Here is a 13,719-nt window from a genome sequence, read left to right as displayed (position 1 = left end):
GTCTTTTGTGAATTATGATAGTTTGTTCCAGTCTGCATGGAACACGCCGTCTTTATCAATACGTTCAAACGTATGTGCACCAAAGAAATCTCTCTGTGCCTGTATTAAATTGGATGGCATTCTACCTGTGGAAATGGTATCAAAATAGGTAAGGGTAGAGGCAAACGCGGGAATACCCAGGCCTGAATTAATGCATGCAGAAACAGTTTTACGCGTTCCCGCCAATGTACCTTTGATGATCTCCTGAATGCCGGCATCTGCAAATAAATGCTCTAAGGAATTATCTTTGCCATATGCTTTGTAAATGTCAGCCAGGAATGTTGCTCTGATGATACATCCGCCTCTCCATATTTTTGCGATCTCGTCGAGTTTCAAATCGTATTGGTACTCTTTTGACGCTTGTACTAGCAAGTGTAAACCTTGCGCATATGCACTGATCATTGAAAAATAGAAAGCATCTTCCAACTCAGCCACTGTAACATCGATTTTCGTGTCTTTTTTGCCAAATCCTTCTTCTAAAGAAACCCTTAGTTTTTTGAATTTAGATAAGTCGCGATTGGAAACCGCTTCATTAATGGTAGGTATCGGCAACTGAAGTTCCATAGACACTTCAGAAGTCCATTTCCCTGTTCCTTTTGAACGTGCTTCATCTTTGATGACATCCAATAGATCACTTTCAGTTTCTGTGTCTTTAACTAAAAAGATTTCTGCGGTAATCTCCAGCAAGAATGATTGCAAACGGCCTTCATTCCATTTTTTAAATACTTTATAGATATCCTGATTTGAGTAACCTAATCCGTTTTTAAGAATACCATATGCTTCGGCAAGGAGTTCCATAATGGCGTATTCGATACCATTGTGTACCATTTTAACAAAGTGACCAGAAGCGCCCGGACCGATGTATGTTACACAAGGATCGGTACCAACTTTGGCAGCTACGGCATCAAAAACTTCTTTTACTACATTATAAGCTTGTTTATCTCCACCGGGCATCATACTAGGGCCAAATCGGGCACCTTCCTCACCACCAGAAATACCCATTCCAAAGAAGTGTAAGCCATCTTTTTCTAGCTCGTCAACACGACGGTTGGTATCTGTAAAGTGAGAATTCCCACTGTCGATAATGATATCACCCTTGCTCAAAAGTGGTTTCAATTCAGCAATAACGCTATCTACAATTGGTCCGGCTGGAACTAACAGGATTAACGTTCGTGGAGTTTGTAAGCTATCGATAAATTTCTCAATGTCACCAAATCCTTCCAGGTTATGTTCTTTTCCTTCTTCTTCAAGTTTAGCGATCATTTTCTGATCCTTATCGTAACCTGTAACAGAAAAGCCTTTATCAGCCATGTTTAATAAAAGGTTCCGGCCCATTGTGCCTAAACCGATCATTCCCAATTTATATTTTTTTAAATCGTTACTTGCCATTTTTCATTATTATTATATAGTCAAAATTAGGGTTTACAAATCAATATTTTATGCATTGATGTTAAATGAATGCAATAAATCCTGTTTGATAGTGTACAAATTACACTTCTGGATTTATAGTGAAGATATTATACTTATCTGCCAGTTTCCAAAGCTTAGCACCGCCTTTGATTCCATCGCGGTTGGTAACCAGTTTAATATTGCTTTCAAGTTTAAAATCAATCTGTTTCGAGTTGCCACCGCCGATATAAAGGGTATCGTAATTAAACACCGTTTTATAGATTTCAATTACTTTTTTCAGCCGTTTATTCCAGCGCTCGCTACCATGTTTTTCAAATGCGCGGTTGCCTATATAATCGTCGTAATCTTCTTCTTTATTAATGGGAAAATGGGCTAGTTCCAGGTGAGGAAGTAAGTCGCCATCAAATAATAACGCGGTCCCGAAGCCTGTACCAACGGTAAACATAATTTCAAAACCTTTACCTTCAACCACGCCAAGCCCCTGCTGATCTGCATCGTTAACTAGTCTGACAGGTTTCATTAGTGCATTAGCAACGCGTTGCGCGAGGTCGACATCTGCCCATTTGTTTTTAGCAAGATTAGGAGCGGTTTTAACGATTCCGTTTTTCACGTAACCGGGAAATCCTATGGATACCCTATTATACGTATCAGGAAAAGGCTTCACCAATTCGACAATACCATTTACAATATCCTTTGGTGTTGCTTCGGCTGGCGTTTTGGTTTTTACATATTCATTAAGCATGTTGCCTCCTTCATCTAAAAGAACCGATTTTATGCTTGTACCGCCGATATCAATGGAGAGGATGTTATTCCCAGCTTGTGTTTTAGTCGCCATGGTTGTTAAATTGTGTGTGCCGAAGTTCTGCAAATAATTCTAAACAACAAATATAAATTGGTGATGGAAGTAATTTATATGTAAATAAATAATATACAATGTCTACATATTTAGTAGAATATTTTTAAGTTTACAGCGTTTAAATTTTAAAACACTGACAATATATGACTATCAACTATCTGGCTTTTGCAATTCCTGCTTTCTTTATATTTGTATACATAGAATTCAAAATAGCCAAATATAAAAATAGGAGTGGGATTTTTAAATATGAAAGTTCCATTGCAAATTTTAGCGTTGGTATTGCAGAACGGTTGCTTAATCTCTTTATAGCAGCGAGTTTTTACCAGGTGTATCGCTGGGTATATAACGAATATGCATTGTTAGATATCAGCAATAAGTGGTATGTGTGGATTTTGCTTTTACTGACCACAGATTTTGTATGGTACTGGTATCACAGATTAGGGCACGAAATCAATTTTTTATGGGCGGCACATATCGTACACCATCAAAGTGAAGAGTTCAACCTGACTGCCGCTGCAAGAATTACCACTATTCAAGCCATTTTCAGGAACGTTTTCTGGTGTGTGCTGCCGTTGATTGGGTTTCATCCCAATATGATTATTACCATTTTGCTGGTACACGGAGCTTATTCTTTTTTTACGCATACTCAGTTGATTGGTAAGCTGGGCTGGCTCGAAAATATATTTATTACGCCATCATTGCACGGGGTGCATCACGCATCGAACGAGCAGTACCTTGATAAGAACTATGGTGATGTTTTTGTATTTTGGGACAAATTATTCGGGACATTTCAACAGGAAGAAGAAAAACCAAGTTACGGATTGACGCATCCGATTAAGAGTTACAGTTTTTTATGGCAGCATTTTCACTATTACCTTGAAATTGCTGAAGCATATCGCAGAGGGAAAGGATTTAAAGAAAAATGGAATGCAGTTTTCGGCAGTCCTGCATTAATGGATCAGAATATTCGGCCGATATTAGAGCGTCGTTTTGCTCAAAACAAACAAAACAAGTCTGGCAAAATCAGATTCAAGATTTATTTAAATGTACAGCTTATCGGGGTGGTGGCTTTGCTTACCCTACTAACCGCGTCATTTGGTTCGATAGGGCCGGCAGATCGGATTGCGGCACTTCTGTTTGCCTTACTTACCCTGATAAATATTGGTGCGTTGCTGGAGCAACGAAAATGGATTTACTACCTTGAATTTATCCGTATCGTACTAATATCTGCCTATGTATTCAATTTATATCATGCTATTTCGCTGACGATTTTTCCCGTAGCTATGCTTATTTTATTAGAACGCTGGTATTCAATCAGTAAAATGTACACGCGGTACGTATTTCAAACCTAACAAAATTAATACTTCCATAACCTAAACGCCAAATAGATTTAACATTGGCATAATATTACGGGGTTACATTTGCGTACAAATGAGGGAGTATATTCAAAAGAGTGATGAAGACCTGATGTCTTTATTAAAATGCGATGATGCGGGTGCTCTGGAGACGCTTTTTGAGCGGTACTATAGTCAGCTATGCAAGTTTACTTCTATTTATTTAAATGATTACAGTAAGGCCGAAGAGCTTATTGCGGATTTGTTTATCAAACTCTGGGATAAACGTGCGAGGATCGATGTTAAATCATTGAAGAACTATCTCTTCGTTTCAGCGAGAAATACTGCACTGAATGAAATTAATCGGGTTAAACTAGACACCTCCCGCCTTGATGATCACGAAGAAAGCTTGCTTATTTCCGATGAACGGCTGAACCCTTTCGAATTGATGAGCAGCCGTGAGTCATACAAAGAAATTATCGACCTTATTCATCAATTACCGGAGCGCCAGAAAGAGGTGCTGCTAATGAGCCGCCTTGAAATGTTCGAAAAGAGTACCATATCCGAAGTATTGGGTATCACCATAAGGACTGTTGAAACATTACTTTATCAAGCGGTTAAAAATCTAAGGACACTTATTTCCCGTCCTAACCAAAGTTCTACTCTTTAATTTCCAGGCACGACCAGCCTTTGAAAAAACAGTTAACGTTTTCTTAATAATATCTTAACCGCTTTCGCTACGTAGCAGTAGGCATAATCCTGTCTTAGTGTTAGAACAACGCTATCACATGGATAAACATTATTACAAATTAATTGAAGACTTTACCCAAAAGAATATCAGCAGCGAAGATCTTGCTGATTTAATGTTGTGGGTAGATCAAAGCAGGGAGAACCAGCAAACTTTCAGGGAGGTGGTTAAAATTTATGAGGCTGCAGATAGCTTTTTTGATGCTCCACTAAAACAACAGCAAAGCTGGGCTAAAATTCAGCAGAGAACTAATCATCAGGAGCCTGAAGAATTTTCATCAGTTAAAACGCGATCGTTTAATCGATGGATGTTGATAGCGGCAGCTATTATTGTGATTTTTTCTGTTTGTATCACCTATTTTCAGTTGCAAAACCAAAAGACAAAGACAGCAACTGTATTTCACGAAATCTATAATCCAAAGGGACAAAAGCGCCTTGTAACCATGCCGGATGGTTCGAATATCTACCTAAATGGTGAGAGTAGAATAAAATATGCGGAAAACTATGATAAAGGAAAGAGAATTGTCTATCTGGAAGGCGAGGCATTTTTTGATGTACAGCACAGGCCTGGGCAGCCCTTTGTAGTTTACAGCGGAAAAGTAGCCACTTCGGTACTGGGAACATCTTTCAATGTTAATGCGTACAAAGATGCAGATAAAGTAAAGATTACTGTGAAGACGGGAAAAGTAGGTGTGGTTTTCAGTCAGGGAAAAACGAAACATGTAACCTACCTCTTGCCGAATGAGCAATTGAGCGTATTAAATAACGGAGTCTCGATCAGGAAAGCAAATGTGGATGCTGATGAAATTGATTCATGGCGCATATATAAAATAGTTTTCTATGATCAGCCATTATCGGAAATTATGCGGGTAATTGAGCGTGAATATGATGTAGACATCACTTTTAAAAACCAAGCCTTAAAGAATATCAAAGTTACAACAAAGTTCGATAAATGTTCGGTAATACAACTGATGGATATGATTGCACAGTTATCAAATTCAAAATACAGCATCTATGGAAAAAAGATAACTATTTATTAAAACCCTAAAAAACCAAACATGAATTAAACCTTACCAGAGCAAAAGACCCGAAATGCTGGACACATTTCAGGCCTTTAAAGAGTTAAACTCCATTTAAAACGACAAAGTAAAACTTAGTAAAAATATGAAAATTAATACGAGGTGGCTAAAAATTATCCATCAGTACTCATCAAAACTCACCATTATACTTGCTATAGTATTGCTGCAAGTTCAACTGGCAAATGCGCAGACGGACAAAAAAATTCTGTTTGAAGCAGATGGAATTACATTAAAGAAGGCTTTTGAAGAAATAGAGAAGTTAAGTGGCCGTAGTATAAGCTACAACAATACGCAGCTAAATGATCAAAGAAAGGTTTATGTTGCCCGGAGGGAACGCTCGGTAGGAGAGGTTTTCGGTCTTCTTTTAAAAAATACGCCTTTCGATTATAAGGTTAACGCAAGCGGGAGTATACTCATTATCGCCAGGAGTGCAACTTCAGGAATTATCAGTGGGAAGGTATTGGATGAAAATAAGCAACCTATACCGGCCGCAACTGTTAAGGTTGTTGAATTGAACAAGCTTACTCAAACCAATAACGATGGTAATTTCAGTATTACTGTTCCTTCAGGAACCTATACTATTGAAGCCAGTTATATTTCCTATGAGAAAAGTAAAATTCAGAACGTAACTATTTCTACAAGTGCAACGCTAAAGTTGAATATTCAGCTCAAACAATCAGACAATTCACTGGATGATGTAGTGGTAACCGCGTTAGGTATTAAGCGTTCTGAGAGAGCTTTAGGATATGCCGTTACGACCTTAGATAGTTCAGCTTTTACAAATGCTGTAGCTACAAACTGGACCGATGCCTTATCGGGTAAAGTTGCCGGGTTAAATCTTGTACGCAATAGTGGACTAGCTGCTTCGAATAAAATTATTCTTCGTGGGGAAAACAACCTAACAGGCGACAATGAGGCATTAATTGTGATTGATGGTGTTGTGGCCAGTAGCAGTGCTAAGCGTACAGCCGGAACAGGTGGGGGCGTGTATGGAACCTCAGGCGATATTCTTCCAACCGATTTTGGCAGCGCGCTTAATGATTTAAGTCCAGATGACATTGAGAATGTTACGGTATTAAAAGGCCCCGCGGCCTCCGCACTTTATGGACAGCGTGGCGCTAACGGTGCGATCGTAATTACCACAAAGTCAGCGGGCAGCAGTAAAAAGAAGTTCAGCATTAATTTCACCTCCAACACTGCCTTCGAGGAAATCAACCGGGGGCCGGATATTCAGCAGGAATATGGTGCAGGAGTAAGCGGAGCGAGTTATTATTCTTTTGGTGCAAGCGCGGATGGAGCAAGTAATAGTGCTACAAGTTCAACTTACGGGCCTAAGTTTGATGGCTCCAGTATGTTTTTTCAATACGACCCTACTACGCAGAAAGGTGGTACAACCCGTACGCCTTGGGTTGCCTATCCCAATGCACTGGATGCATTCTTTAAAACAGGAATTGAGACCACGAATTCTGTAAGTCTGGATGGTAATGCAGGAAAAGTTGGCTTGCGTTTCACAGCCAACCATGGTAATAACGACTGGATCATCCCCAATACTAATCTGGAACGTACTTCACTTTCGCTATCAGCAAACAGCAATGTATCAAAGAAACTAAACATTGTGATGAAGGCGAGCTACAATAACAGGCATAGTGATAACCTTCCTGCTACAGGCTATGGTAATCAATCATTGATGTACTGGTTTATGTTTGCTCATCCAAACATGAATCTTGATTGGTTTAAAGACTATTGGGTAGCCGGCCAGGAACAAAGAAAGTTTGTAGATTTAACCTCAAGTTTTCCTGAGGGTCCATATGCCATTTCAGAACAATATTTGAACGGACAGAGGAGAAACGGGCTTTTAGGGAATATCCAGGCAACTTACAAGTTTACCAATGAGCTAACTTTATTGGTACGATCTTCAATTGATTTCAATCACGATATCCGGGAAACCCGCCGGCCATGGGATGCTGCCGGCGCTAAATTTGCGCAGGGTTCTTATCGGGTTCAGGACATTAACTCTTACGAAATCAATGCCGACTTCCTATTAAGGTATAACAAAGATATCACCAAAGATTTCAAGCTATCTACGACAGTTGGTGGAAGCCAATTGAGAAACAGGTATTACAAATCTGAACTTCGGGCAGATGGCCTGGTAGTTCCGGGTATATATAGTCTTGATAATAATCAAAACCCGCTGATCTCTGTACCAGACACTGCGAGGTACAATATTAACAGTTTATATGGTACGGTTTCTTTATCGCTCAAAAACTACTTGTTTTTGGATTTAACTGGCAGACAGGATTGGAACAGTACTCTCGCTTCACCTCTCCGTACTGACAATGTTGGGTTCTTCTATCCGTCGGCGAGTTTATCATTTATTGCTTCAGATTTCTGGAAGCTTCCATCTCAAATCAGCTACCTGAAATTACGCGGATCAATTGCTCAAGTAGGTAGTGGCGGAACAACACCTTACCGTACTGCCTATAATTATACACTAGCTGCAAACGGAATTTATCCTGGTGGAGCGATGACAAATCCAACCATACTTCCAAACATTAACTTAAAGCCTCTATCCACTACAACAATAGAGGTAGGTGCAGAGCTAAAATTATTTAAGAACAGATTAAATTTTGATTTCGCGGCTTATACAGGAAACACCAAAAATCAGATATTAAGTCGTTCAATTGATCGTGCTACCGGTTACTCTATCGCAATATTCAATGCCGGCCGTGTAGATAATAAAGGTATCGAGTTATCATTGAATGCAATACCAATACAAACGAGGTCATTTAAATGGACTGTTAACGGAACATTCTCAGCAAATAGAAACACCATCAAGGAATTGGCCGATAGTTCAGTTATTCTTCGCACAGGTGCACTTGGAGGCACCCAGATCGTGGCGAATGTTGGTGGAAGTTTAGGTGATATTTATGGTTTTGGTTTAAAACGTTCTCCAGACGGACAAATCATTTTTGATAACACAGGTAAGGCTATCGTAGATCAAACACAGGTAAAATACCTCGGAAATACGATGCCTAAATTCAGATTCAGCTTTGGAACAGGCGTAACGATTAAGAGGTTTAGTGCAAATGTTCTATTTGATGCACAACTTGGTGCCGTTGCGCACTCTTTAACATTCGCACGTATGGCTGGTTTAGGTAAACTAAAAATAACATTACCAGGAAGGTATGGTGGCTTAATAGGTGAGGGTGTAATGTTAAATGCGGACGGCGTAACTTATAGTCCGAATACTACCGTTGCAACTGATGTTGGCGCATTTTACGAAGCGATGTACGGATCTCAGAATGCTGAAGGAAGTACCTTCAGAACTGATTTTCTAAAATTCAGGGAAGCTAATTTGAATTATTCCCTCTCAAAAAGACTTGTTACCAGCCTAGGATTAAGTCGTGTAACCATTGGTGTATATGGACGTAATCTCTTCACGTGGTCGCCATGGCCTGCGTTTGATCCAGAATTCGGCACCATATCGGGAAGCGATATCGTTCAGGGCTTTGAGGTTGGACAGTTACCATCCACAAGAACTTTTGGGGCACGTTTGGTTGTAGGCATTAACTAATAATAATATGAAAAAGACTAACAATATTATACAGCATGCTTTCTTACTGATCATTGGGATAACATTCTTTTCCTGTAAGAAAGACTTTGATAAGATCAATACAGATCCGATTGGTGTACCTAGCGTGACTGCAGATAAGCTGCTTGCACCAACGTTAACCAATGTATTGAGTGCAAACTTAATCCGTAACAGAAGCATTAACAATGAATTAATGCAGGTTTCAGTTTCAACAGTCGATGAAGTGCTGGAAGGCAGGATTTATCGGTACGATATCAGAAGGGCATTATCTGACGCGATGTGGAATTCCTGGTATTCGGAACTGACTAATATCAAAGATATAAATACCATCGCGAGTGATCCGACTTCGATCAATACCTCCTATCAGGGGATCTCCAGAATTGCGGAAGCGTGGACAATGCAACTGCTGACTGATACCTATGGAGATGTTCCGTATACAGAAGCTAATCAAGGTAAGTTCGGATTGCTTGAGCCTGCTTTCGATAAACAAAAGGACATTTATGCATCACTATTAACTAAGCTTGAAGAGGCCAACACACTACTTACTGTGAATCAAGCTATTGTAGCTGAGAGTGATCCGGTTTTCAATGGGGATATTTCCAAATGGCGTAGGTTCGGAAATTCAATGTATCTGCGGTTGTTACTACGCATTTCAGGAAAAGCAGAAGCCAGTGTACAGGCAATAGCTAAGATCAAGGAGATTGTGGATACAAATCCGGCAAAATATCCTATAATGGAAAATAACACGCACACAGCGAAAATACTATGGAATGGTACAAACAGCAGCACTGCGCTTTATTCCTCGCCGTTCATGGTAAGTGTAAGGCCAGCAGATTTTAGAACGCCGGCAATTGTTGATTTTTTTATTAACAACCTCACTACATGGGCTGATCCGCGAATAAATCCTGCTTACGGAAGAAATAACATAAACAGATGGGGTATTGCCGCAGGAGCTGCTGGATATGTGGGTATACCAAGTGCCTATCCAATCGGTAGCGGAGCACCAACGAAACAAGCGTACTTCTATTCTGATGCACAGTCGGGAAGCCCGCTCTCACTTCAAACCGACCCTTATACTGGTGTAATTATGACTGTATCTGAAGTAGATTTTATACTGGCTGAGGCTGCTGCAAGAGGATGGATCAATGGAACCGGGGATACTTATTACTACAAAGGTATTGCAGATGGCATTAATTACTGGATCCCAAGCTTATATGCCGCTGGTGACAATGCTGCTGTGCGTGATTATGCGTTAAAAGGAGACTTCAACTGGAATAATGCGTTACCTCTGGATAATAAGGCGGTGGGGTCTAATAGCAAACTAGAACTGATCCACCTGCAAAAATATTACTCTCTATTTCTGGTAGACTTTCAACAGTGGTTTGAATATAGAAGAACAGGACATCCTTTACTTCCAAAGGGTGCAAGTTTACTAAACGGAGGAAAAATGCCAGTTCGTTTATATTATCCAATTCTGGCTCAATCAACTAACCCAACTAACTACAAAAATGTTCTGGCAGCTCAGGGTCCTGATGATGTAAACACATTGATGTGGTGGCAAAAACCTTAAACACAATTTATAATGAAAAATAAATTTAAATATTTTCTTGCATTAGCATTAGTTATTGCTTTTTACACCAGTTGTAAACGGGAAAGTGATTATCCTTATAAATTTTCGGAGAGTGGTTTCATTTCGAACTTTGACCTCAGACGGTATTATAAAGGATCAGATCTACCCCTCAATGCAGATGCCATCGGAGGTGCAACATCTATTAGGGGAGTAGTGGTATCAGATTTCAGATCTGGTAATTCGGTAACTGGATTAATCGCATTACAGAATAGCCGGATTAATGGTACAGCAGATTCTCTGCGGGGAATTTCGTTTAATCTTGGAGCAGCTGCGTCTAATTTCATTCCAGGAGATTCAGTCCATATTAAACTGGAAGGGGGAGTATTGAAACGGGTAGACGGAATTTTACAAATCACGGGATTGCCACTTTCTGCTATAGCCAAAGTGGCATCTAACCGAATTATAAAATTACAGGCTGCCAGTACCAGCGCTATTTTAGCTAACCCAGACCGATATGAGAGTACATTAGTAGCCATTAATAATGCAGTTTATGACCCCGAGCCCGCTAGTGATGTGGTATATTCTGGCGACAAAATAGTTAACGACGGTTTTGGGGTAGCCACTCTAAGAACAAGTTCGGGCGCAAGCTTTGCTAACACTGCTATTCAACCATCAGGTAACTTTACAGGAATAGTTTACGTTACTGGGAATGGAAATTCAAAAAGAATAGAGTACCGCATGAGAAGTATTAATGATTTCTTTTACGTAGCCATGCCTAAGTTATCTCCGGCTATTATTTCCGGTTTCCACGTCGATCCGAATGGTGCAGATGGTAATTATGAATATATTCAATTCTTAGCCACAAAAGATATCGACTTCTCAGCAACCCCATTCTCGGTCTACACCAATAACAATGCAGGAGCCATACCTTTCCCAACACTAGGATGGAATACGGGTGCATTAAGAACCTATAAATTCAACCTCACTTCGGGTACGGTGAAAAAAGGGGAGTTTTTCTACGTTGGTGGGGCCGGACAACGAATAAACGGTTCAGCATCAACGGTGATACCTTCATCAAAATGGATAGCGAGTGTAAATTACACCACCGTGCCTGGTGCAAATGGTATCGGCGATGTGACCGGGAATTTATTAGCGAATAGCGGTAACGTTGCAGGGATCGCTATCTTTGAGGGAATAAATATTACCCCAAACTCTGTTCCTTTAGATGTAATTTTTTATGGCGGTCCAAATGGCAGTTATTATACAGCCGGCCCACCAGAATATGGCTTCCGCATTACCATAACAGATAAGTTTAGCACTTATGCCGGCACAGCTGCGCAAGAATATTATGGAAAAGGTACAAACGGAAATGATAAACGTTTTGCAGGTTTTCCTACCGCAGTAAGCTTTGCTAAGCTTGGCGGTGTCTATAGGGGTTCGAAGGGCGGCTGGGAATCTGCAAGAACAATGATCAGTGTTGTATTGACCAATACGTCCGTGCTCAGCGCAATTGAAACCGGCGGAGTGACAACCTTAATTGATAAATAAAATTAAAAGAGGCAGTCCATTTTAAGACTGCCTCCTTCCTCTGAATTTTTATTTCAGATGATTAAATATTGATAAAAAATGAACAGAAGATCCTTCATCCAAAAATCAACTTTATTAACTTCTACTATATTTATTAGCCTAAAAACCTTTCCTTCCACTTTGTTTGCAGAGGAAGGGGTTGTTTCGGGTGCTGTCACTACCAAAGGCAAAGCCGTAGTTGGAGCAGTTATCTCGGATGGTTATAGCGTTGTACAAACTGATAAAAGGGGTAATTATGAAATCAGACTTCATGAACTTGCTCGTTTCGTTTGGATCAGTACACCATCAGGTTACGAATTTAAAACAGAAAGCAGTATTTCCCGTCATTACTATAAACCAGATACTGCCGGCAAATTAAACTTCGATTTAAAACCATTAAAACAGAAGGATGATAAGCATAACTTTATTATTTGGGCGGATCCTCAGGTAAAGAATAAAAAGGATGTGGCTCAGATGATGGAAACATCGGTTCCAGATACCCAAAGAGTTGTTCGCGAAATGGGTAAAACCCTTGTGCATGGAATTGGTGTCGGTGATTTAGTATGGGATAATTTCGATTTGTTTCCTGATTACGACGAAGCAATAGCAAAAATTGGTATTCCGTTCTTTCAGGCTTTAGGTAACCACGACCAGGATTATCGCCAAGGAGGTGATGATACCTCCGACAGAACTTTCCAGGCTCATTATGGCCCAACCTACTACTCATTTAACAGGGGTAAAGCACATTATGTTGTTTTAGATGATGTTCGATACCTGGGAACAGAAAGAAATTATGATGGATACATTACACCAACACAGCTTGAGTGGCTGGCAAAAGATCTGCAGTTTGTGGCTAAAGATGCCTTAGTGATTATCTGTTTGCACATACCTGTTCACAATTCTGTAAAAAACAATGATGATTTTTACGCAGTGATCAAAGACTTTAAAAACGTTCATATTATGTCGGGGCATACGCACTTCAACACAAATGTGATCAAAAATGGGGTATTTGAACATAATCATGGAACTGTATGCGGAGGCTGGTGGACCGGCCCCATCTGTGAAGACGGTACGCCGCGTGGATATGGCGTTTATGAAGTCGATGGGACAAAATTGAAATGGTACTACAAATCTACAGGTAGAGATAGAAAAGAGCAAATGGATATCTACGTGGATACACTGACCAATCAAAAAAGATTAATTGCAAACGTATGGAATTATGATCCTGAATGGAAAGTAGAATATTTTCTTGATGGAAAATCAATGGGCGCACTTGCGCAGCAAGATGGCTTTGACCCACTCGCTGTTAAACTGTACAAAGGTGATAAATTACCCAATCCAAGGCCGTTTGTAGAGCCTAGGTCGACTGACCATTTATTTATGGCCCATTTTGAACCATCAATTAAAACTGTAAAGGTTGTAGCCACAGATCGTTTCGGTGAGACTTTTGAAGCAGAATACACTGGTTAATTTATGCTGCCTGATAAATGAGATTTTCTAAAATCATAATCTTTCGCGGTTAAAAA

The 13,719-nt window shown here is 40.0% G+C and carries 9 protein-coding genes; 7 read left to right on the top strand and 2 right to left on the bottom strand.

Annotated elements, in window-relative coordinates; all coding sequences use genetic code 11:
* Nucleotides 1-12: 12 nt before the first annotated feature.
* Together gnd and AC570I_RS17720 are read right to left on the bottom strand one after the other, a co-directional pair.
* Nucleotides 13-1,428 (bottom strand): NADP-dependent phosphogluconate dehydrogenase, encoded by a 1,416-nt coding sequence (gene gnd, locus AC570I_RS17725; RefSeq protein WP_497406530.1) that lies wholly within the window; start codon nt 1,426-1,428, stop codon nt 13-15.
* 100 nt (nt 1,429-1,528) lie between these two features.
* Nucleotides 1,529-2,284: an ROK family protein gene (locus AC570I_RS17720; protein WP_047797814.1), complete on the bottom strand. Its 756-nt coding sequence runs from the start codon at nt 2,282-2,284 to the stop codon at nt 1,529-1,531.
* Between the two features lie 164 nt (nt 2,285-2,448).
* Here AC570I_RS17720 and AC570I_RS17715 point away from each other — a divergent pair, with 164 nt between their 5' ends.
* The 7 genes from AC570I_RS17715 (at nt 2,449) to AC570I_RS17685 (ending at nt 13,663) form a co-directional block, all read left to right on the top strand.
* A complete protein-coding gene (locus AC570I_RS17715; RefSeq protein ID WP_497406529.1) occupies nt 2,449-3,657 on the top strand; it encodes a sterol desaturase family protein in 1,209 nt (402 codons plus the stop codon).
* A 79-nt stretch (nt 3,658-3,736) separates the two neighbouring features.
* Nucleotides 3,737-4,309: an RNA polymerase sigma factor gene (locus tag AC570I_RS17710; protein ID WP_497406528.1), complete on the top strand. Its 573-nt coding sequence runs from the start codon at nt 3,737-3,739 to the stop codon at nt 4,307-4,309.
* A gap of 118 nt (nt 4,310-4,427) precedes the next feature.
* Entirely contained in the window at nt 4,428-5,426 is a 999-nt protein-coding gene (locus tag AC570I_RS17705; protein ID WP_497406527.1) for a FecR family protein, read from the top strand.
* A 124-nt stretch (nt 5,427-5,550) separates the two neighbouring features.
* Entirely contained in the window at nt 5,551-9,039 is a 3,489-nt protein-coding gene (locus AC570I_RS17700) for a SusC/RagA family TonB-linked outer membrane protein (RefSeq protein WP_497406526.1), read from the top strand.
* Nucleotides 9,040-9,046: 7 nt separating this feature from the next.
* Entirely contained in the window at nt 9,047-10,627 is a 1,581-nt protein-coding gene (locus tag AC570I_RS17695; protein ID WP_497406525.1) for a SusD/RagB family nutrient-binding outer membrane lipoprotein, read from the top strand.
* 12 nt (nt 10,628-10,639) lie between these two features.
* Entirely contained in the window at nt 10,640-12,175 is a 1,536-nt protein-coding gene (locus AC570I_RS17690) for a DUF5689 domain-containing protein (RefSeq protein WP_497406524.1), read from the top strand.
* Nucleotides 12,176-12,253: 78 nt separating this feature from the next.
* A complete protein-coding gene (locus AC570I_RS17685; RefSeq protein WP_497406523.1) occupies nt 12,254-13,663 on the top strand; it encodes a calcineurin-like phosphoesterase C-terminal domain-containing protein in 1,410 nt (469 codons plus the stop codon).
* Nucleotides 13,664-13,719 lie beyond the last annotated feature (56 nt).

The sequence above is a fragment of the Pedobacter sp. A2324 genome (assembly GCF_059693705.1).
Note: the sequence above shows the minus strand (reverse complement) of the source record. Positions and strands in the feature narration are given on the sequence as shown.